The following is a 20,255-nucleotide window of genomic DNA, read 5'->3' on the forward strand; positions in this document are numbered from 1 at the left end:
GTCGCGTGCCGCCGCGGGGCGGCCGCCAAGGCGCGGCTCCGGCGAAAGGCAGAGCGCCGATGGAGAGCCCACGGTCGCAACCACGGGGCCCCGCGCCGGCACCCCGCGAGCTGGGTCCGGACGACCCGGTGCAGGTCGGCCGGTACCGCATCGAGGCCCGGATCGGCGAGGGCGGGATGGGCGCGGTCTACCTCGGCCGCGACCCCGGCGGGCGGGCCGTCGCGGTGAAGGTCGTCCGCCCCGACCTCGCCGGCGACCGGATGTTCCTCGCCCGCTTCCACGACGAGGCCGCGCACGCCGAGCGGGTCGCGTCGTTCTGCACCGCGCAGGTGCTGGAGCACGGGACCGACCTCGGCCTCGCCTACCTGGTCACCGAGTACATCGAGGGGCCCTCGCTGCTCGACCACGTCACCGGCACCGGGCCGCTGTCGCCGGGGATGCTGCACGGCGTCGCGGTCGGCGTCGCCGCCGCGCTGGTCGCGATCCACAGCGCGGGCCTCGTGCACCGCGACCTCAAGCCCAGCAACGTGCTGCTGTCCATCTCCGGCCCCCGCGTGATCGACTTCGGCATCGCGCGGGCGCTGGACGCGGCGTCCTCGCACACCCGGACCGGGCAGGTCGTCGGCACCCCCGGCTGGTTCGCGCCCGAGCAGATCACCGCGCAGCGCGTCACCACCGCGGTGGACGTGTTCGCGTGGGGCTGCCTGGTCGCCTTCGCCGCGACCGGCCGCAACCCGTTCGGGCAGGGCTCCTTCGAGATCCTCGCGGCCCGCGCGGTGCACGCCGAACCCGAGATCGGGGCGGTGCCGGACGCGCTGGCCGGAGTCGTCCAAGCCGCGCTGCGCAAGGACCCGGAGCGGCGGCCGAGCGCCCGCGACCTGCTGCTGGAGCTGGTCGGCGGCGCCGGCGAGGCCGCCGTGTCGCACACGCTCGGCGCGTCGTGGACGACCCCGCCCGTCCCGCGCCCGGACGTCACGTCCCGCGACCCCGGCGTCACGTCCCGGGACCCGGGCGGCGCCGGACCGGTGCCGCACCCGGCGACCGCGCCCGCGAACGCACCGGCCGGGCCGACACTCTCGAGCGAACGCCGGCAGCAGATCCCGCACGCCGACACCCTGCCGTCCCACGAGATCGCGCCGGTTCCCGCGCGGCGCGACCGGCGCAAGCCGCTGATCGCGGCGGCGGCCGCCGCGCTGGTGGTCGCCGCGGCCGCGGCCGGCGGCGCGTACCTGCTCACCCGCCCGAGCGGGCACCACGGCGGATCCGGCACCGGAGACACCGCCGCGGGCGGGCTCCCGGCCGGGCCGATGCTCGTCCGGATCGACACCGCGCGCGGCTGGCCGAAGGACTGCCACGCCGACATCGGCACCTACACGCCCGGCGCCGCCGCCCCCCGCACGCTCGTCGGCGGGCCGGCCTGCGACACGCTCCCGGAGCGGTCACCGGACGGCAAGCACATCGCGTTCAGCCGCTCGGCCGACGGGACCGACTCCGCATGGGTGATGAACGCCGACGGCACCGGCCCGCAGAAGGTCACCGACATCGCCGGCGGGCGCGTCACCTGGTCACCCGACGGCACCCGCCTGGCCTACATGAGCGGCACCGGCGGCACCCGCCAGATCTCCACGATCACCCTCGCGGGCCGCACCGTCACCCGGCTGACCGACGACGGCTCGGCGAAGGACGACCCGATGTGGTCGTCCACCGGGAAGATCGTCTTCTGGAGCCGCAAGGACGGCGCCGAGCAGATCTACACCCTCGACCCCGAGCACCCGTCCCGGCCGTGGACGCGGCTGACCAAGGACGGCGTCCGCTCGGTGGACCCGGAATGGTCGCCGGACGGCTCGAAGATCGCCTACACGCACGGGACCTCCGCGCTCAGCGGCATCTGGGTGATGAACGCGGACGGCTCGAACGCGCACGCGCTCACCAGCGGCGCCCAGCACGACATGGACCCGGGCTGGTCGGGCAACGGCCGCTGGATCTGCTACGTCCGCGGCCCGGTCGGCGAACCCGTGATCCACGCCATCCGCGCCGACGGTACCGACGACCGCGTCATCACCCCGGCCGGGCACACCCTCGGCCACCCGAACTGGTCGTAGACAGGGAGGTCAGCCGGCCAGGGAGTCCAGGCGGCGCAGGATCACGCCCTCGCGGAGCGCCCACGGGCAGATCTCCAGCTCCTTCAGCTCGAACAGGTCCATGGCCGCGTCCGCCACGATCGCGCCGGCGAGCAGCTGCGGCGCCCGCGACTCCGACACCCCGGGCAGCTCCGCGCGCTCGGCGGACGTCAGCTTCGCGAGCTTCTCGGTCCAGTCGGTGAGGTCGGCGTCCTGCAGGACGCGCCGCTGGTACGGTCCATCGGCCGAGGGCGCCGCCCCCGCGATCCGGGCCAGCTGCCGGAACGTCTTGGACGTCGCCACCGCGTGGTCGGCGGGCCCGTACCGGGACACCTCGCCGACGTGCCGGGCGATCTCCGCGCGGACGTGCCGGCGCAGCGCGCGGACCTCGTCGGCGGGCGGCGGGTCCGCGGTGAACCAGTCGCGGGTCAGGCGGCCCGCGCCGAGCGGCAGCGAGAACGCCGCGTCCGGCTCCTCGTCGATGCCGGACGCGATCTCCAGGGAGCCGCCGCCGATGTCGACGACCAGCAGCCGCCCCGACGACCAGCCGAACCAGCGGCGGACGGCGAGGAACGTCAGCCGCGCCTCGTCCTCGCCGGACAGCACGTCGATGCCGACCCGCTTCTCCGCCCGGATCCGGTCGAGGACCTCCTCGCCGTTGGCGGCGTCGCGGACGGCGGAGGTGGCGAACGCGACCAGGTCCTCGACGCCCTTGTCCTCGGCGACCTGCAGGGCCTCGTCGACGAACTCGCGCAGCAGCCGCTCGCCCCGCTCGGAGAGGCGGTCGCCGTCCTCCAGGTGCGCGGCGAGGCGCAGCTCCGCCTTGTGGGAGAACGCGGGGATCGGCCGCGCCCCCTGATGGGCGTCCACCACCAGCAGGTGCACCGTGTTCGAGCCCACGTCCAGCACGCCGAGTCGCATGTCCTCGACGGTATCGGACACCCGCGCGGCGAGACCGCCAGACCGCCCTTCACGGAACAGAACACCCGTGGCACTACGGTGGGGCGCATGGACGGGCAGGAGGCGCGGCGCTGGCGGGTGCCGCCCAAGGTCGTCGTGGCCAAGTGCGCGGCCGCCGCCGCGGTCGCGGCGCTGGCCGCGCTGAGCGGCGGCGACTCGGAGCGGCTGCTGCTGGCGGGCGTCGCGGCGCTCGGCCTCGCGGCCGTCGCGCTGCGCGACCTGCTGGCGCCCGTCCGGGTGGCCGCCGACCGCGACGGCGTCACGGTCGTCACCGGGTACGCGGGGCACCGCCGCGTCCCGTGGGAGGCGGTGACCGCGATCCGGGTGGACGAGCGGCGCCGGCTGCTGCTGCACACCCGGCTGCTGGAGATCGAGACCGCCGACGACCTGCACCTGTTCAGCGCCTTCGACCTCGGCGCCGACGTCCACGACGTAGCGGACGCCCTCTACCACCTCAGAGCCCGCACCACCCGCTGACCGAACCACGTTCACTTGCGGCGTGTCGGCCTTAAGAAGGCGGTCTTAAGGCCGACACGCCGCAAGTGGACGTCAGGCGGGGAGGTCGTCGGGGGTGGGGTAGGAGGTCTGGGCGCCGGGGCGGCGGACGGCGGCGGCGCCGACGCGGGTGGCGTAGCGGGCGGCGTCGCGCAGCGAGTCGCCGCGGGCGAGGCGCAGGCAGAGCGCGGCGGTGAACGCGTCGCCGGCGCCGGTGGTGTCGACCGCGTCCACCTTCGGGGAGGCGATCGCGGTGGTGCCCTCGGCGTCGGCGACGACGACGCCGTCGGCGCCGAGGGTGATCACGGCCGAGCGGGGGCCGGAGCGCAGCAGCGCCCCGGCCGTCTCCTCGGGTCCGGCGGTGCCGCCGAGCAGGTAGGCGGCCTCGTGCTCGTTGACGACGAGGGGGTCGCAGAGCGCGAGGACGCCGGCGGGGACGGGCGCCGTCGGCGACAGGTTCAGCACGACGCGGGCGCCCGCCGAGGCCGCCGCGCGGGCGGCGGCCTCGATCGCGGGCATCGGCACCTCGAGCTGGAACGTCACCACGGACGCGGCGGCGATCATGTCGCGGGCCGCGGCGACGTCGTCCGGGGTGAGCCGGGCGTTCGCGCCGGGCGAGACGATGATGCTGTTGTCGCCGTCCGGGCCGACGGTGATCAGCGCGACGCCGCTCGGGCCCGGCGTGACCGCCAGGTGCGCGAGGTCGACGCCGGCGCCGGCGAGCGCGTCGCGCAGCAGCGCGCCGTGCCCGTCGTCGCCGACGCGGCCGACGATCCCGACCCGGCCGCCGAGCCGGGCGGCGGCGACCGCCTGGTTGGCGCCCTTGCCGCCCGGGTGGGTGGCGAGGTCGGAGCCGAGGACGGTCTCCCCCGGGTCCGGCCGCCGGTCGACGCCGACCACCAGGTCCGCGTTGACCGAGCCGACCACGACGACGTCGTACTTCTCCGGCACGGCGTGCCCCTTCCTACTGCGTGGCGAACTGGGCGGCGTTCTCCGGCGTGGCGATCTTCACCGGCACCGGCGCGTTGGCGACCAGCCTGCCGCCCTTGGCGGCCTTGAGGGCGCTGTCCACGGCCATCTTGCCGAGCAGCCGGGGCTGCTGCGCGACGGTCGCGTTCAGGGTGCCGGCCTGGACGGCCTTGATGCCGTCCGGCGTGCCGTCGAAGGCGACGACCTTGATCTGCTTGCCGGCCTTGCCGCCGAGCGCCTTGATCGCGCCGAGCGCCATCTCGTCGTTCTCGGCGAACACCCCGTTGACGTCGGGGTGGGACTGGAGCAGGTTCGTCATGACGTCCAGGCCCTTGGTCCGGTCGAAGTCGGCGGGCTGCTTGGCGACGACCTGGATGCCGGGGTACTGCTTGAGGCCCTCACTGAAGCCCTGCCCGCGCTCGCGGGAGGCGGAGGTGCCCGGCTGCCCCTGGATCACGACGATCTTGCCCTTGCCGCCGAGGAGCTTCGCCATCTGCGCCGCGGCGTCCTTGCCGCCCGCGACGTTGTCGGACGCGACGAGCTGCTCGACCTTGGCGCCGTTGACGGTGCGGTCGGCGGCGACGACGGGGATGTCCGCCCGGTTCGCGGCCTTCACCGCGGGCGCCGCGGCGTCGGAGTCGACCGGGTTGATGACGATCGCCTTCATGCCCTGGCTGGCATAGTTCTGCACCTGGTTGACCTGCTGCGACGCGTCGTTCTGCGCGTCGCCGACGGTCAGCTTCACGCCGAGCCTCTTCGCCTCGTCCTGCGCGCCCTGGCGGAACTGGACGAAGAACGGGTTGTTCAGCGTGGACACCGACAGCCCGATCTTCACCGAGCCGCCGCCGGCCGCGCCGCCCGACTTGGAGCCGTTGCCGCCGGTGGTGGCGACGACCGCGGCGAGCGCGACGATCACCGCGACGACCGCGGCGCCGCCCGCCCAGAACGTCGCGGGGCGGACCTTCAGGCCGCGCCGCCGGACGGTGTCCAGCAGCACCGCCGCCGCGATCACGACGCCGATGACGACCTGCTGCCAGAACGCCGACACCGACAGCAGGTTCAGGCCGTTGCGCAGCACCGCGAGGATCAGCGCGCCGACCAGGGTGCCGAACGCCTTGCCCTTGCCGCCGGACAGGCTCGCCCCGCCGATCACGACGGCGGCGATCGCGTCCAGCTCGTAGCCGTTGGCGGCCTGCGGCTGCGCGGAGGCGAGCCGGGACGCCAGCACGATGCCGGCGACGGCCGCGAACGCGCCGGACAGCGCGTAGGTGACGAGCTTCTGCCGGTTCACCCGAATGCCCGACAGCCGCGCGGCCTCTTCGTTGCCGCCGATCGCGTACATCGCGCGCCCGCTGTAGGTGCGGGCGAGGATCAGCGCGGTCAGCAGCCCCATCACGATCATCACGATGACCGGGACCGGCAGGTACTTGCCGATGGTGTCGCCGAGGTGGGTGACCGCGCCGGGGAACGCGATCGGGCTGCCGTCGGAGATCACCAGCGCGAGGCCGCGCGCGACGCCGAGCATCGCCAGCGTCGCGATGAACGGCGGCAGCTTCCCGTAGGTGATCAGCGCCCCGTTGACCAGGCCGGCGACGACGCCGACCACGACCGCGGCGATCAGCGCGAGCGGCCATGGCAGCCCGTGCTGCGTCGCCGTCCAGGCCAGCACCACCGCCGACAGCGCGGCGACCGCGCCGACCGACAGGTCGATCCCGGCGGTGACGATGACGAACGTGACGCCGAACGCCAGGATCGCGGTGACCGCGGCCTGCACGCCGACGTTCAGCAGGTTGGTGACCGTCAGGAAGTCACCGGACGCGATGGCCAGCGCGATCACCAGGATGATCAGCCCGGCCAGCGCGCCGTTCTCGCCCAGCAGCCGGCCCGCGGCGCGCGCCGCGCCGCCGGACCGCGGCTCCTGCGGCCGCTTGCGCAACGTCTCAGTGGACATCGTCGTTCTCCTCGTCCTTCTCCGCACTGCCCGGACCGGCGACGGCGAGCGCCATCACCGCGTCCTGCGTCGCCTCGGCCGCCGGCAGCTCGCCGGCCAGCCGGCCCCGCGCCATCACCAGCACCCGGTCGCTCATCCCCAGCACCTCGGGCAGGTCGCTGGAGATCATGAGCACCGCGTGCCCGGAGGCGGTGAGGGCGTTGATCAGCTCGTAGATCTCGACCTTCGCGCCGACGTCGATGCCGCGCGTCGGCTCGTCCAGCACCAGCACCTTCGCGTCGGCGAGCAGCCACTTGCCGATCACGACCTTCTGCTGGTTGCCGCCGGACAGGGTGCGGACCTCCTGCCGCAGCCCGCTCATCCGCACGTTCAGCCTCCCGGCGATCTCGCCGGCGTCCTTGCGCTGCCCGGCCCGGTCGACGAGCCCGCCGCGGCTGAACCGGCCGAGCGTCACCAGGCCGAGGTTCTCCTGGACGTCGGCGCCGAGCACGAGGCCCTGACCCTTGCGGTCCTCGGGGACGAGCCCGACCCCGGCCTCCATCGCCGCGTGGACGTCGCCGGGCGGCAGCGACCTGCCGTCCACGATCACCTCGCCGCGGTCGGGACGGTCCGCGCCGAAGATCGCGCGGGCGACCTCGGTGCGCCCGGCGCCGACCAGCCCGGCCAGCCCGACGACCTCGCCCGCGCGGACCTCGAACGACACGTCCTCGAACACGCCGTCACGGGTCAGGCCCTTGACCTGCAGCAGCGGCGCGCCGGCCTCGGTGCGCTCGCGCGGGTACTGCTGGTCGATCGAGCGGCCGACCATCAGCCGGACCAGCTCGTCCTGCGGGGTGTCCGCCGGGACCTCCGCGACGGACCTGCCGTCGCGCAGCACCGTCACCCGGTCGCCGATCCGCGGGATCTCCTCCAGGTGGTGGGTGATGAAGATGACCGCGACGCCCTGCTCGCGGAGCCTCGCGACGATGCCGAACAGCCGGTCGACCTCGCCGGTGGTGAGCACCGCGGTCGGCTCGTCCATGATCAGCACGCGCGCGTCCAGGCTGAGCGCCTTGGCGATCTCCACCATCTGGCTGCGCGCGATGCCGAGGCCCGCCATCCGGTCGTCCGGATCGGCCTGGACGCCGACCTTCGCCAGCAGCTCCCGCGCGGCGGCGTTCATCGCCCGGCGGTCGAGGAGCCCGAACCGGCGCGGCTGGCGGCCGAGGAACAGGTTCTCGGCGACCGTCATCTCCGGGACGAGGTTGAACTCCTGGTAGATGGTCGCGATGCCGAGCCGCTCGGCGTCCTGCGCCGTGCGGATCGAGACCTCGCGGCCGTCGACCTCGATCGTCCCGGCATCGGGGCGGTGCGCGCCGGACAGCGTCTTGATCAGCGTGCTCTTGCCGGCGCCGTTCTCGCCGAGGAGCACGTGCACCTCGCCGGGCCGCAGGCCGAAGTCGACGCCGTCGAGCGCGAGCACGCCCGGGAACGCCTTGCGCAGCCCGCGCACCCGGAGGATCTCCCTGTCCTTCGACGGCTCATCGGCAGGCAGGCTCATGGGCGGCCACTCCCTTCGCTTCCGTTTCCTTCATCGCCGGGTTCGCCGCAGGAGCGGCGCACGACCAGCCGCGCGTCCAGCACCGCCGGCTCCACCGGCCGGCCGTCGATCCGCTCCAGCAGCGCGCGCACCGCGCGCCGCCCGAGCTCCTGGACGGGCTGGCCGATCGCGGTGACCGGCGGGTCCACATGGGTGAACCACGGGACGTCGTCGTAGGAGGCGATCCCCACGTCCGCGGGGATCCGCAGGCGGCGGGCGCGGATCTCGTCCAGCGCGCCGAGCGCCATCAGGTTGTCCCCCGCGAAGATCACCTCGGGCGGTTCGGGCAGGTCGAGCAGCCGGGCGGCGGCGGCCCGGCCGCTGGCCGCCTGGAAGTCGCCCGCCTCCAGGTACTCGGGCCGGACGGGGAGCCCGGCGGCCTCCAGCGCCGCCTTGAACGCCTCGGTCCGCTCGCGTCCGGTGGACAGCAGCGCGGGGCCCGACACGAACGCGATCCGGCGGTGCCCGAGCCGCGCCAGGTGCAGTACCAGCTCGCCGATCGCGGCGGCTCCGTCGGCGCGGACCGTCGGGACGTCCAGCCCGGGCAGGGTGCGGTCGAGGAACACCAGCGGCGCGCCGCCGGAGACGACGTCGCGGACCAGCGGCGTGATCTCCGCCGTGGGGCACAGCAGCAGGCCGTCGACGCGCTGCTCGAGCAGGGTCCGGACGTAGTGGTCCTGGCGTTCGGGCCGCTCGTCGGCGTTGCCGATGACGACCGAGTACCCGGACGCGCGCGCCTGGTCCTCGATCGCGCGGGCCAGCTCGGTGAAGAACGGGTTGAGGATGTCGCCGATGACCAGCCCGATCGTGCGGGTGGTGTCGGTGCGCAGCGAGCGGGCGACGGCGTTCGGCCGGTAGCCGAGCTCGTCGACGGCCGCGAGGACGCGGGCCCGCGTCGCGTCGGTGACCGACGCGCTGTCGTTGAGGACGCGCGAGACGGTCGCGACGGAGACGCCGGCGAGCCGCGCGACGTCCTTCACCCCGGCCAAGGCCCACCTCCGAGCGAAAACGTTCTTGTAAACGATTACATCGTGCTCTTGTAAACGATTACACGACGCGCCGCATTCCCGCAAGCGGCGACCGCCCGAAATGTTCCACGAACCGCCCCGGCCGGGCCCTACTCGGCGTGCAACTCGGCCAGGTCCAGCACGCCCGCGAGCTCCTCCACGGTGGCGTAGTAGCCGACGATCTCGCCGCGCCTGGTCACCAGGAACGCGTCGCCGCCGCGCACGCCCGCGAGGCCGGCCCAGACCCCGTGCGCCCCCGACAGCCGCACCGCCGTCACGCGCAGGCCGCCCGGCCCCGTCCAGCTCCCCCGCTCATCCCCCATGCACGGAACGCTACGCTGCGTGACTTTTCGTCATTCACGCAGGTCGGCGGCCATCGTCCGACGGGTCCTATAGCGTGGGGCGCCGTGAGCGAGGTGCATGAGTCCCGGCTGGCGCGCCGGGTGTCGGACGCCGCCGGCGAGCTGCTGAAGCGGTCCCGGGCCGTGGCCCCGGTGGAGGTTTTCGTCCGGCTCGGCTGGATCCGGGCCGCGACCGTCGACGAGTGGCGGCAGGGCCGGCACGACCACCTGCACGCCGCGATGGCCGTCCGCCCCGACAAGATCGAGACCGCGCTGCGCGCCCTGCGGGCCTGGGCCGAGGCGAACGGCCTGGAGCCCGCCGAGACCCCCTACGCCGCCGCCACCCGCGACCACCGCGAGCTGCGCTTCACCGCCGCCGGGCGCGACGCCGCCGAACGCGACCACCGCACGCACTGGCTGTCGCCCGACCTCACGCCCGCGCAGCGCGAGCGCCTCGCCGCCCGGCAGGCCAAGGCGCCCGACATCACCGTCCTCATGCCGGACGGCGCGTGGACGTGCGGCGGCTGCCACTCCCCCGGCGACCTGCAGATCGTCGAGGACGGCGAGCCGATCTGCCTGGACTGCGCCGACCTCGGGCACCTGGTGCTCCTGCCGTCCGGGAACGCCGCGCTGAGCCGCCGCGCGAAGAAGGAGAGCGGGCTGTCGGCGGTCGTCGTCCAGCACAACCGGCGCCGCAAGCGCTACGAGCGGCGCGGTGTGCTGGTCGAGGAGGCGGCGCTGGAGCGCGCCGAGGAGCAGTGCCTCGCCGACGAGGACGTGCGCGCCCGCCGCCGCGAACGCGACCGGGAGCGCCGCGCCGGGCAGGACGCCGACTTCCAGGACCGGATGGCCGCCGAGATCGTCCGGCTGTTCCCGAGCTGCCCCGAGGGCCGCGCCGAGGAGATCGCCCGGCACGCCGGGCTGCGCGGCAGCGGCCGCGTCGGCCGCACCGCCGCGGGCCGCGACCTGGACGCCGAGGCCGTCACCCTCGCCGTCATCGCCTCGATCCGGCACCTCGACACCGGCTACGACGCGCTGCTGATGTCCGGGGTGCCGCGCCGCGAGGCCCGCGACCGGATCCGCGCCGACGTCGACGCGGCCCTCGCCGCCTGGCGCCGCCGCCCCTGACCGCCCGCCGCCTCCCGCCGCCTCCCGCTCGCCGCCTCTGGCCGCCTCCGGCGTTCCGGTTGCCCGGCCCCGGCGGCCAGAGGATCATGTCCGCGTGACCGACGCCACCGAGGATCTCGACCCCGGCACCCCCAACGTCGCCCGGATGTACGACTACTGGCTCGGCGGCAAGGACAACTTCGCCGCCGACCGGGAGGCCGCCGCCCGGATCGTCGAGATCTCCGAGGGCCGCGTCGTGCGCGGCGTCCGGCTGAACCGGGCCTTCGTGCGCGCCGCGGTCCGCGACGCCGCGCGCGCCGGGATCGCGCAGTTCCTCGACCTCGGGTCCGGGCTCCCGACGCAGGAGAACGTGCACGAGGCCGTCCGCGACGTCCGCCCGGACGCGCGCACCGTCTACGTCGACAACGACCCGGTCGTGTGCGCGCACGGGCGGGCGCTGCTGGCGGACTCGCCGCACGTCGGGTTCGTCCAGGGCGACCTGCGCCGCCCCGAGGAGATCATGGCGCACCCGACGGTCCGCAGGATGATCGACTTCTCCGCGCCGGTGGCGGTGATGCTGGTGTCGGTGCTGCACTTCGTGGACGACGCCGAGGACCCCGCCGCGCTCGTCGCCCGGTACCGGGACGCGATGGCGCCGGGCGGCCGGCTCGTCCTGTCCCATCTGGCCTCGGACGCGTTCCCGGAGGCGATGGCGAAGGCCGAGCGGGTCTACGAGGACGCCAGCGCCCGCCTCGGCGCCCGGCCGAGCGCGCAGATCCGCGGCTTCTTCGACGGGTTCGAGTTGCTGCCGCCCGGCCTGACCGGCCCGCGCGAGTGGCTGGACGGCGGCGTGCGGACCGACGGCGAGCGGTTCGCCGGGCTGGTGGGCGTCGGCGAGAAGCACTGAACCGGGCGCGGCGGACGGCGCGTCAGGCCATCTCGAAGGTGGCGGGGTCGGGGCCGACCCGGGTGCCCTTGTCCAGCTCGCCGATCGCCTGCATCTCCTCCGGCGCGAGGTCGAAGCCGAACACGTCGATGTTCTCGGCGATCCGCCGCGGCGTCACCGACTTCGGGATCACCACGTTGCCGACCTGCACGTGCCAGCGCAGCACCACCTGCGCCGGGGTCCGGCCGTGCGCCTGCGCGATGCGGGCGAGCGCCGGGTCGTCCAGCAGCCCCTGGCCCTGCCCGAGCGGCGCCCACGCCTCGGTGTGGATGCCGTTCTCCTGGTGGAAGGCGCGCAGCCCGTCCTGCTGGAAGTAGGGGTGCAACTCGATCTGGTTGACCGCGGGCACCGTGCCGGATTCGTCCATCACGCGGCGCAGCGCGTCGACGGTGAAGTTGGAGACGCCGATCGACCGGATCCGGCCGTCCTCCTTGAGCTTCTCGAACGCCCGCCAGGTGTCCATGTAGGTGTCGTGGCCGGGCATCGGCCAGTGGATCAGGTAAAGGTCGAGGTAATCGAGGCCGAGGCGGCGCATGCTCGCGTCGAACGCCCGGAGCGTCTGGTCGTAGCCCTGGTCGCTGTTCCACAGCTTGGTGGTGATGAACAGCTCCTCGCGCGGCAGCCCGGACGCGCGCAGCGCCCGGCCCGTGCCCTCCTCGTTGCCGTAGGCGCTGGCGGTGTCGACGCTGCGGTAGCCGTCGCGCAGCGCGACCTCCACGGCGTGCTCGGCCTCCTCGTCCGACACCTGGAACACCCCGAAGCCGAGCTGCGGCATCATCGCCCCGTCGTTGAGCCTGACGTCAGGTACGGTCATGGTCCTCCCCCTCGGATGGTGCCTGCCCGGAATCCGCCGGTTCCGGAATCGCCGTGCCAGGAGAGCCGTGCCCACCAGATCGCCGGACGAACCTGTGAGCCGGCTCCCACCGGCATACTGGGACGGCGCGCACATCGGGGTGGAACGCTGCGACCGGGGGCACGGGTGACGACGCTTTATCTGGCACGGCACGGCGAGACCGTGTGGCACGAGGAGAACCGGTACGCCGGCGTCAGCGACGTCGCGCTGTCCGAGCGGGGCCGCCGGCAGGCCGCCGCCCTCGGCCGCTGGGCCGCCGGCCGCGAGATCGGCGCGGTATGGGCGTCGCCGCTCGGCCGCGCCCGCGGCACCGCCGCGCCCGCCGCGAACGCGCTCGGCCTGCCGCTGAAGGTGGACACCGACCTGAGCGAGCTCGACTTCGGCACCGCCGAGGGGCGGATACTCGCCGAGATGCCCGCGGACGAGGTCGCCGCGTTCCGCGCCGACCCGGCGCGCTCGCCGTTCCCCGGCGCCGAAGACCCGGTCAAGGCGGCGGCGCGCGGCGCCGCCGTGCTGCGCCACATCGCCGACGCCGAGCCGGGCGCGCGCGTCCTGGTCGTCACGCACAGCACGCTGCTGCGGCTCACGCTGTGCGAGCTGCTCGGCGTCCCGCTGCCGGCCTACCGGCGGGTGCTCCCGCGGGTCCGCAACTGCGCGATCACCGAACTCGACCTCTCCGGCGGGACCGCCGCCCTGATCGCCTACAACCTGCCCACCGGCGACGAGTGACCCGGCCCGCCGCCGGAGGCGTCCTCACACGATGAGCAGCGTCTTCCCGGCGACCGACCGGGCCTCCATCGCCGCGTGCGCGTCGGCGGCGCGCTCCAGCGGCAGCCGCTGCCCGATCACCGGGCGGATCCGGCCCGCCGCGGCCGCCTCCAGCATCCGCCGCGTCCGCTCCTTCGCGCCGTCCCCGAACCCCATCAGCTGCTCGATCCCGAACACCGTCACGCCGCGCTCGGCCGCCTCGTCCGGCGGGATCACCGTCGCCGCGCCGCTCGACGCCCCGTGCACGGAGAACCGCCCGCCCCGGACCACCGCGCCGAACGCCTCGCGGCCGATCTCGCCGCCCACGCCGTCGAACACGACGTCGGCCCCGCCGGCCGCGTCCAGCACCCGCTTCGCCCAGCCCGGCGCCGAGTAGTCGACGGCCTCCGCGCCCAGCTCACGGACCAGCGCGAGCTTCGCCTCGCCCCGCGCGGCGCCGACGACCCGGGCCCCCGCCGACAGCGCCAGCTGCACGAGCAGGCTCCCCAGCCCGCCCGCCGCCGCCTCGACCAGCACCCGGTCGCCGGCGCGGACCCCCGCGCCCTCGAACAGGCCCAGCGCCGTCCCGCCGTCGTTCAGCAGCGCCGCCGCCTCCGGCAGGCCGAGGCCGTCCGGCACCGGGACGAGGCCGTCCACGTCCGCGACGGCCCGCTCCGCGTTGCCGCCCAGGTGGCCCGCGGTCCCGGTGGCGACCCGCCGGCCCAGCCACTCCGGCGGCACGCCGTCCCCGATCGCGACGACCCGCCCGGCCACCCCGCCGCCCGGCACGTACGGCGGCTCCGGCAGCGGCGGACCGGGGGTGATCCCCCGCCGCAGCTGGGTCTCCACGAAGTTGATCTCCGCGACCGCCACCGCGACGACCACCTGCCCCGGGCCCGCGGACGGCTCCGGCGCCTCCCCCGCCACCAGGACGTCCGGACCCCCGAACCGCGTCACGCGCACGACCTTCATCGGCCTCTCCCTTCGCTCCCGGACACGCTCGCATCTCAACCGGACTTGAGGTCAAACCGCGGCCCGCGATGAGTTCCGGGCCGCGGGCCGGTCATAACCCTCGACGACGCACCGGACGAGAGGTGGACAGCGATGACCGACCGTGAACCGATCGACGTCAGCGACCTCGACATCTACGACAGCGGCGGCCCCATGCCGTGGGAGCGGGCCCGCACCGCGCTGGTCAAGGGCCTGCCGCGGATGGAGACGCCCGTCTTCCTCGGCACCGTCCGCCCGGACGGCCGGCCCCACGCGGCGGGCATCGGCGCGCTGTGGCACGACGGCGACCTGTACTTCACCAGCGGGCCGGGCACGCGCAAGTCCCGCAACCTCGCCGCGAACCCGGCGTGCACGCTGTCGGCCCGGCTGGAGGGCCTGGACCTCGTCCTCGAAGGCGAGGCGGAGCGGGTCACCGACCCGGCCGTGCTGGAACCGGTCGCCGCCGCCTACCGCGACGGGGGCTGGCCCGCGCAGGTCGACGGCGACGCGTTCACCGCCCCCTACAGCGCGCAGAGCGCCGGCCCGCCGCCGTGGCACGTGTACCGGTTCACCGTCCACGCCGCGATCGGCGTGGCGTTCGTCGAGCCGTACGCCGCGACCCGCTGGACCTTCCGCACCTGACGCCCCGCATTGTGGCCGCGCACCGGCCGGGCTTACCGTCCGATCATGACCGCAAGGCTGTGGGGGCTCGCCCTGCTCCTGGTGACACTGATCGTCAACTGGCTCGCCTTCGTCGTGGTCCAGACCGAGACGAGCGGCACCGTGGCCATCGCGCACGTCCACGACTGCAACAGCGGCCGAGGAGGCATGTGCTCGGGCACGTGGACGGACGAGGGCGGGCGGGCCGGGTCCGGTGAGATCCTGGGGGCCGGGCATTCCATGATCGGCCAGGACGCACGGGTGCGCCTGGGCGCGCTCGGGCCGATCGCGCAGGGTGCCTGGGAGATGCCCGCGGGGCTCGTCTCGCTGGCCGTGGTGGCCGACGCGGCGTTGATCGTCCTGGCTTGGCGGCTCCGGCACCGACGCGCGGGCCGTGCCCTGACGCCGCGGACCAGAGTGGTGCGGTGAACGAACCGCCGCTGACGCGGCCGGGAACCGTTCGGCCGCGGGCGGGCAAGAAGGGGCGTCCCGATCCAGAGCCGAGAGGCCCCCACCATGAGCGAGACGAGCCGGGCCGAGGCCGATGACGCCTCCGTCATCGCACGCTCCCGGCGCGAGCCGGAGGCGTTCGCGGAGATCTTCCGCCGGCACGCGCCCGACATCAAGCGCTACGTCACCCGCAGGCTCGGCGCCGACGCGGCCGAGGACGTCGTCGCCGAGACCTTCCTGGCGGCGTTCGGCCGGCGGCATGCCTACGACCTGGCGCGCCCGCACGCGCGCCCGTGGCTGTACGGCATCGCCACCAACCTGATGGGCCGGCACGTCCGGACGGAGGTCCGGTGGCTGCGCGCCCTGCGGAGCACCGGCGCCGACCCGGTGACGGCTACCCGGAGGTCGCGCGGCCGCGCGCCGTCCCCGGCGGTTCCGGCTCGCCGTCGCGGCGACCGCGGGAGTCGCGGCCGCAGCCGTGACCGCGGGCGTGGTCGTCGCCGGCTCCGGCGGGGAGTCGCCGCACCGTGCCCCGGCCGTCCACACGATGCCGGTCGCGCACGTGGAGCTGCTCCAGCACGCCGCGGACGCGGTGGACCGGGCGCCGGAGCTGCACCCGAGGCCCGGCCAGTTCCTCGTCTACCGACCACGGCCATGAACCCGGTGGACAGCAACAGCGGCAAGAGCTATAGCCGCTACCTGTCGCGCGTGAGGCGCACGATCTGGCTGCCCGTGGACGGCGACGCGACGCACGGCGTCCTGGAGACGGACGTGCTGCCCCCCAAGCCCTACCCCGGGTACGCGATCCCGCCCGAGGCCCGTAAGGAGGCCGGGCACTCCGGTCCGGCGAAGGCCGCGGACTTCGACCACCGCGCGGAGTGGCTGCGCACCGACTACGCCTACCTGAGCCGTCTGCCCGCCGACCCGGCCGGGATGTACGAGCACCTGTACTCCCACCTCGGCGCCGGGCCGGAGGCCGACGGCCAGGCATGGCAGAACGTCGGCAGCATGCTCACCGAGGCGTACATGCCGGCCGCGCAGCGCAAGGCGCTGTTCCGGGCCGCCGCCGCCATTGCGGGCGTGCGAACCGTCGGCAAGGCCGTGGACGCCGCGGGCCGCACCGGCGTCGCGGTGTCCCTGGACGTCCCCGGTAGCGGGCAGCGCGACGAGTACATCTTCGCCCCGAAGACGTACTCGTACCTGGGGCAGCGGACGGTCGTCACCGACGCGTCGATCGCCCGCGCGCCGGCGGGCACCGTCGTGACCTCGACGGCGCAGCTGAGCGTCCGCCTCGTCGACCGCGCCCCCACGGTCGCCCCCGGCTGACCCGCCGCAAATCCATTGCGGCGGCCGCCTTTCCCCGCGAATCATGTGCCCATGGGCGAACTGCTCGGCTTCTGCGTGGTCGCGAACGTGGCGCGGGAAACGGAGTCCGGTGAAGGCGGATTGGAGATCCGGTCCGGGCTGCGGCATTTCTCCGGCGGGACGAGGCTGTGGGTGCTGCCGCCCCAGTGGGGCGACGGCGGCGAGGCCGTCGTGGTCGCGGGCAGGCACCGCGGGAGGCGCGGCGGCCACGTCCGGATGGTGGTCCAGCGCCGCCACCTGGAGGACTTCCGGGTCAAGGGGATCTACGACCCCGCGCTGATGCGGGTGCTGACCGCCCCGGACGAGCGCGGCAAGGTCAGGTTCTGGGAGGGCCGGGAGGAGGCGGAGGAGGCCGTCGCCTGGTGGAGCCGGAGGACTCTGCCGGCCCAGAACCACGAACTCGACTTTCCGCGTGACCTCGGGGACGTGAGCGATCCGCCGCCGATGGAACTGCGCAAGGGCGGGCGCCTTTATTACCTGGCGTATTTCAATGCGCATCGGGCCGTCTACTCGTTGCTCCCGCCGCCGGTCGAGGAGGTGGGGCCGCCCTCCGGCGGGTGACCGGAGGGCGGCCCGGGTGCGTCAGGCGGTGCCGTGGAACGTCCAGGTGCCGGAGCCGACCTTGGCGGGCTCGGCGGCGCCGGGGACGTGGACCTCGGCGGTGCCGCCGGCCGGGACGGTGACGGTCAGCGTGACCTTGCGGCCGTCGCGCGTCCAGGACGAGCGGGCCTCGCCGTACGGGGTCCGCCGGGTCACCGACGCGCTGGTCAGGTCGCCGACGATGGCCGGGTCGATGACCAGGTTCCGGTAGCCGGTGGAGCCGGCGGCCTGCTGGAGGCCGGCGAGGCGGGAAGTGAACCACGAGTCGATCGAGCCGAGCATGAAGTGGTCCTGGGACTGGCCGCTGCCGCCGTCCCAGGACTCGCCGAGCGCGGTGTTGCCGTGCACGACCTGGTAGCCGTAGCTGGGGCTGTCGGTCTGCGTGGCGATCTCGTAGACGATGTCGTCGGGCAGGACGCGGAACGCCGACGGCAGCGAGATCTCGCCGAGCTGCAGGTGGTAGCCGGCGTCCTTCACGCTGGACACCAGGTGGTCGAGGAGCTTCTGCCGGTCGGCCGCGGGGACGGCGCCCATGTCGAGGGCGAGGGCCTCGGCGCCCTGGCCGCCGCCCGCGAAGGTGCCGGTGGAGGCGTCGTAGTACTTGGCGGTGAGGGACTTGACGCTCTGCTCGGCCTTGGCCTTGTAGGCGGCTGCGTCCTCGGTCTGGCCGAGCACCCCGGCGATCTTCGCGAGGGTGTCGTTGACGCGCCAGTAGCCGTAGGTGCCCGACACCATCTTCGGGAACGTCCGGTCGAGGGTGAACCAGTCGCCGAGGCTGTAGTCGGTCAGCCCGTCGGTGGCGCGGGCCTCCAGGTACGCGGAGTACTTCTTCATCTGCGCGTAGTACGTCCGCATCGTCTCGGTGTCGCCGTAGTTCCGGTACAGCTGCCACGGGACGACGACGAACGCGCCGCCCCAGTTGGGGTCGTCGCGGTAGGCGCCGGCGAGCACGGTGTAGTCCGGCACGGTGGACGGGATGAGCCCCGCGTCGGTCTGCGCGTCCGCCATGTCCCGGACGACCTTGCGCAGCTGGGCGTGCACGTCGTAGTTGGCGGCGAGGGCGTCGCCGACGAGGTGGTCCTGCTCCAGCCAGCCGAGCTTCTCCCGGCTCGGGCAGTCGGTGAAGATGCTCTGCATGTTGTTCTCGATGGCGCGGCGGATGAGGCCGTGGATGCCGTCGATGAGCTCGTTGGACGAGCTGAACGACCCGGCGGAGGCGTTGTCGGCGTGCAGCACCTGCCCCCGGACGTTGATCGTCGCACCGGCGGGCAGCCCGCGGACCTCCAGGTACCGGAACGAGTGGTAGGAGAACCGCGGGTGCCAGGTCTCGGCGCGCGCGGTGCGGGTCGTGTACTGGTCCCAGATCGGCGCGCCGACGTTGCTGATCGACTGGTTCGCGCGGCCGTCCTTGAGGCTCTCGGACGGGTAGACGCGGACGGCGGTGCCGGCGGGCGCGGTCACGGTGATCTCGGGGCGTCCGGCGACGACGCGGCCGACGTCGAACACCTGGTAGCCGTCGCCGGACCCGACCTGCTTGCCGGGCAGCGTCTCGATGACGCGGACGGGTTCGGTGTCGCGGCCGCTGAGCGCGCCGGGCGCGGCCACCGGGACGGCCTGCTCCCACCCGGAGCGGGACGCGCCGGGCCGGTCCCAGCCGGGGCGTTCGCGGCGGGCGTCGTGGTCCTCGCCGCCGTACCAGTTGGAGGAGGTGACGGGCCCGAGGACGGTCTTCCACGTCCCGTCGCTGGCGACCCGCACGACCTGCCCGTTCGCGAGCGTGATCTCCAGCTGCGCCATCAGCTTCGGGTCGCTGATCGTGCCGGAGAACTTGCGGTACCGGTCGGGGGTGGAGATGACGTTGGCGTTGCCGTTGCCGAGTTCGACGCCGAGCGTGTTGCCGCCGGGCCGCAGCATCTTGGTGACGTCGTAGGTGGCGTACTGGACGCGTTCGGCGTAGGCGGTGTTGGCGGGTTCGAGCTCGGCGTCGCCGATGCGGCGGCCGTTGAGGCGCGCCTCGTAGACGCCGAGGCCGGCGACGTAGAGGCGGGCGTCGCGGACGCCGCGCGGCAGCGCGAAGTCCTTGGCGAAGATCGGCAGCGCTTCGGGGACGGGCGACTCGGGCGGCGCCTGCCCGGTGACGGTCGCCTTGTTCTCGAAGGGGCCGTCGGCGGCCCCGGACGCGCCGACGGTGAAGTCGGCGGGCGCGTAGGGGACCTTGCCGCCCTCGACGGGCTGGTCGGTGCGCGGGAAGAGCAGCACCTCGTCGAACGCCTTGGCGTCCTTGAGGTCGACGGTCAGCGTCAGCGGCGCGTCCGACACGTCCGCCTTGGTGTAGGCGGAGCTGGACCAGCCGGCGAACTCCTGGTTCGTCGTCTCGGTGCCGTCGGTGAGGTAGCGGGTGCCCCACTTGCGGTTCACGTTGCCGCCGTTGTCGGACGCGGTGACGGTCCTGCCGGCGGCGAGGTTCGTGCCCGGGTCGGCGGAGTCGCGGACCTCCAGTTCGGCGAGCTGGAGCCGGTACGTCTTATCCGGCACCTGCTCGACCATCGGCAGGCCGAGCTTGGTCACGTCGAGGCGGACGTACCGGGCGGTGGTCTTCGGCAGCTTCACCACGATCGGGTCGGGCTTCTTGGTGCTGGTCTGCCAGTCCTTCTGGCCGATCCAGCGGCCCCGCCAGTCGCTCTGCGCGGTGAGGCCGGTCTCGAACCAGGACGGCGCCGACCAGCCGGACGCCTTCGGGCCCGTCCACACGCGGACGCGCCAGTACACACGGGTGCGGCTGCCGAGCTTCTTGCCCGCGTAGTCGGCGCGCTGGGCGGCGGAGGCGACGCGGCCGGAGTCCCACAGGTCGGGACGTCCCCGGTGCAGCGCGTTCTCGCTGGTGGCGGCCTGGATCTGGTAGGCGGTCTGGGCCGTGTTCCGGCCACCGCCCAACTGCCAGCTGAGCGGCGGGGTCGTGTCGTCGATGCCGAGCGCCCGGGACAGGTCGTCGGCCCGCAGGCCGGTGGCGCCCGCGCGGGCGTCGGCGTGCGCGGGCGGGGCGAGGAGGGCCAGCGGCAGGACGGCGGTCACCGCTGCGGCCGCGAGGCCGCGGATCGGCTTGTGCAAGGGGGGT

Annotated in this window: 18 protein-coding genes and 2 pseudogenes; 11 read left to right on the forward strand and 9 right to left on the reverse strand. The window is 74.4% G+C overall.

Annotated features, from left to right (window positions below; genetic code table 11):
* Positions 1-59 precede the first annotated feature (59 nt).
* Positions 60-2,102, forward strand: coding sequence for a protein kinase domain-containing protein (locus tag J4709_RS06350; RefSeq protein WP_208237965.1), 2,043 nt, complete (start codon positions 60-62; stop codon positions 2,100-2,102).
* 9 nt (positions 2,103-2,111) lie between these two features.
* Here the strand turns inward: J4709_RS06350 and J4709_RS06355 are convergent, their stop codons facing one another.
* Positions 2,112-3,041 (reverse strand): Ppx/GppA family phosphatase, encoded by a 930-nt coding sequence (locus J4709_RS06355; protein WP_208237966.1) that lies wholly within the window; start codon positions 3,039-3,041, stop codon positions 2,112-2,114.
* A gap of 87 nt (positions 3,042-3,128) precedes the next feature.
* Between J4709_RS06355 and J4709_RS06360 the strand changes: the two genes are divergently transcribed.
* Positions 3,129-3,557: a PH domain-containing protein gene (locus J4709_RS06360; RefSeq protein ID WP_208237968.1), complete on the forward strand. Its 429-nt coding sequence runs from the start codon at positions 3,129-3,131 to the stop codon at positions 3,555-3,557.
* Positions 3,558-3,629: 72 nt separating this feature from the next.
* Here the strand turns inward: J4709_RS06360 and J4709_RS06365 are convergent, their stop codons facing one another.
* The 5 genes from J4709_RS06365 to J4709_RS06385 form a co-directional block, all read right to left on the reverse strand.
* Complete coding sequence (locus J4709_RS06365; RefSeq protein ID WP_208237970.1) at positions 3,630-4,526, reverse strand: ribokinase; 897 nt, start codon at positions 4,524-4,526, stop codon at positions 3,630-3,632.
* A gap of 13 nt (positions 4,527-4,539) precedes the next feature.
* Positions 4,540-6,495 (reverse strand): ABC transporter permease/substrate-binding protein, encoded by a 1,956-nt coding sequence (locus J4709_RS06370; RefSeq protein ID WP_208237972.1) that lies wholly within the window; start codon positions 6,493-6,495, stop codon positions 4,540-4,542.
* Positions 6,485-8,035, reverse strand: coding sequence for a sugar ABC transporter ATP-binding protein (locus J4709_RS06375; RefSeq protein WP_208237974.1), 1,551 nt, complete (start codon positions 8,033-8,035; stop codon positions 6,485-6,487). Before J4709_RS06375 ends, J4709_RS06370 begins: the two co-directional genes overlap by 11 nt.
* Positions 8,032-9,054: a LacI family DNA-binding transcriptional regulator gene (locus J4709_RS06380; RefSeq protein WP_307801060.1), complete on the reverse strand. Its 1,023-nt coding sequence runs from the start codon at positions 9,052-9,054 to the stop codon at positions 8,032-8,034. Before J4709_RS06380 ends, J4709_RS06375 begins: the two co-directional genes overlap by 4 nt.
* Positions 9,055-9,191: 137 nt before the next feature.
* The gene (locus J4709_RS06385) at positions 9,192-9,404 is read right to left on the reverse strand and encodes a hypothetical protein (RefSeq protein ID WP_208237978.1); all 213 of its coding nucleotides are present in this window, start codon (positions 9,402-9,404) and stop codon (positions 9,192-9,194) included.
* Between the two features lie 84 nt (positions 9,405-9,488).
* Here J4709_RS06385 and J4709_RS06390 point away from each other — a divergent pair, with 84 nt between their 5' ends.
* Entirely contained in the window at positions 9,489-10,550 is a 1,062-nt protein-coding gene (locus tag J4709_RS06390) for a DUF2293 domain-containing protein (protein ID WP_208237980.1), read from the forward strand.
* Between the two features lie 94 nt (positions 10,551-10,644).
* Positions 10,645-11,436: an SAM-dependent methyltransferase gene (locus tag J4709_RS06395; RefSeq protein ID WP_208237982.1), complete on the forward strand. Its 792-nt coding sequence runs from the start codon at positions 10,645-10,647 to the stop codon at positions 11,434-11,436.
* A gap of 22 nt (positions 11,437-11,458) precedes the next feature.
* Here the strand turns inward: J4709_RS06395 and J4709_RS06400 are convergent, their stop codons facing one another.
* A complete protein-coding gene (locus J4709_RS06400; protein ID WP_208237984.1) occupies positions 11,459-12,289 on the reverse strand; it encodes an aldo/keto reductase in 831 nt (276 codons plus the stop codon).
* Positions 12,290-12,454: 165 nt separating this feature from the next.
* Between J4709_RS06400 and J4709_RS06405 the strand changes: the two genes are divergently transcribed.
* The gene (locus J4709_RS06405; protein WP_307801032.1) at positions 12,455-13,057 is read left to right on the forward strand and encodes a histidine phosphatase family protein; all 603 of its coding nucleotides are present in this window, start codon (positions 12,455-12,457) and stop codon (positions 13,055-13,057) included.
* A gap of 24 nt (positions 13,058-13,081) precedes the next feature.
* Here J4709_RS06405 and J4709_RS06410 read toward each other — a convergent pair whose 3' ends face one another.
* Complete coding sequence (locus J4709_RS06410) at positions 13,082-14,047, reverse strand: zinc-binding dehydrogenase (RefSeq protein WP_208237988.1); 966 nt, start codon at positions 14,045-14,047, stop codon at positions 13,082-13,084.
* A gap of 132 nt (positions 14,048-14,179) precedes the next feature.
* On the opposite strand from J4709_RS06410, the gene J4709_RS06415 reads away from it, so the two are divergent.
* The 6 genes and pseudogenes from J4709_RS06415 to J4709_RS06430 all read left to right on the forward strand — a co-directional run bounded on the left by J4709_RS06415 (position 14,180) and on the right by J4709_RS06430 (position 17,101).
* On the forward strand, positions 14,180-14,707 hold the full coding sequence (locus tag J4709_RS06415; protein WP_173094853.1) for a pyridoxamine 5'-phosphate oxidase family protein: 528 nt from the start codon (positions 14,180-14,182) through the stop codon (positions 14,705-14,707).
* A 45-nt stretch (positions 14,708-14,752) separates the two neighbouring features.
* Positions 14,753-15,154 (forward strand): hypothetical protein, encoded by a 402-nt coding sequence (locus J4709_RS06420; RefSeq protein ID WP_208237990.1) that lies wholly within the window; start codon positions 14,753-14,755, stop codon positions 15,152-15,154.
* Between the two features lie 87 nt (positions 15,155-15,241).
* Positions 15,242-15,508 (forward strand): annotated as a pseudogene (locus tag J4709_RS52935) (RNA polymerase sigma factor); the annotation flags it as partial.
* Positions 15,509-15,653: 145 nt separating this feature from the next.
* Positions 15,654-15,833 (forward strand): hypothetical protein, encoded by a 180-nt coding sequence (locus J4709_RS52940; RefSeq protein WP_232383165.1) that lies wholly within the window; start codon positions 15,654-15,656, stop codon positions 15,831-15,833.
* Between the two features lie 68 nt (positions 15,834-15,901).
* A pseudogene (locus tag J4709_RS52945) lies at positions 15,902-16,501 on the forward strand (CU044_5270 family protein); the annotation flags it as partial.
* A gap of 51 nt (positions 16,502-16,552) precedes the next feature.
* Positions 16,553-17,101: a hypothetical protein gene (locus tag J4709_RS06430; protein WP_208237994.1), complete on the forward strand. Its 549-nt coding sequence runs from the start codon at positions 16,553-16,555 to the stop codon at positions 17,099-17,101.
* 21 nt (positions 17,102-17,122) lie between these two features.
* On the opposite strand, the gene J4709_RS06435 is transcribed toward J4709_RS06430, so the two are convergent.
* On the reverse strand, positions 17,123-20,248 hold the full coding sequence (locus J4709_RS06435) for a family 78 glycoside hydrolase catalytic domain (RefSeq protein ID WP_208237996.1): 3,126 nt from the start codon (positions 20,246-20,248) through the stop codon (positions 17,123-17,125).
* Between the last annotated feature and the right edge of the window lie 7 nt (positions 20,249-20,255).

Source organism: Actinomadura violacea, assembly GCF_017573465.1.
GTDB lineage: Bacteria > Actinomycetota > Actinomycetes > Streptosporangiales > Streptosporangiaceae > Spirillospora > Spirillospora violacea.

Excerpts from the sequence above, each read along its gene's own strand:
- J4709_RS06350 (WP_208237965.1), top strand. The coding sequence starts at position 60 with ATGGAGAGCCCACGGTCGCAACCACGGGGCCCCGCGCCGGCACCCCGC.
- J4709_RS06355 (WP_208237966.1), bottom strand. The coding sequence starts at position 3,041 with ATGCGACTCGGCGTGCTGGACGTGGGCTCGAACACGGTGCACCTGCTG.
- J4709_RS06360 (WP_208237968.1), top strand. The coding sequence starts at position 3,129 with ATGGACGGGCAGGAGGCGCGGCGCTGGCGGGTGCCGCCCAAGGTCGTC.
- J4709_RS06370 (WP_208237972.1), bottom strand. The coding sequence starts at position 6,495 with ATGTCCACTGAGACGTTGCGCAAGCGGCCGCAGGAGCCGCGGTCCGGC.
- J4709_RS06375 (WP_208237974.1), bottom strand. The coding sequence starts at position 8,035 with ATGAGCCTGCCTGCCGATGAGCCGTCGAAGGACAGGGAGATCCTCCGG.
- J4709_RS06385 (WP_208237978.1), bottom strand. The coding sequence starts at position 9,404 with ATGGGGGATGAGCGGGGGAGCTGGACGGGGCCGGGCGGCCTGCGCGTG.
- J4709_RS06400 (WP_208237984.1), bottom strand. The coding sequence starts at position 12,289 with ATGACCGTACCTGACGTCAGGCTCAACGACGGGGCGATGATGCCGCAG.
- J4709_RS06410 (WP_208237988.1), bottom strand. The coding sequence starts at position 14,047 with ATGAAGGTCGTGCGCGTGACGCGGTTCGGGGGTCCGGACGTCCTGGTG.
- J4709_RS06415 (WP_173094853.1), top strand. The coding sequence starts at position 14,180 with ATGACCGACCGTGAACCGATCGACGTCAGCGACCTCGACATCTACGAC.
- J4709_RS06420 (WP_208237990.1), top strand. The coding sequence starts at position 14,753 with ATGACCGCAAGGCTGTGGGGGCTCGCCCTGCTCCTGGTGACACTGATC.
- J4709_RS06430 (WP_208237994.1), top strand. The coding sequence starts at position 16,553 with ATGGGCGAACTGCTCGGCTTCTGCGTGGTCGCGAACGTGGCGCGGGAA.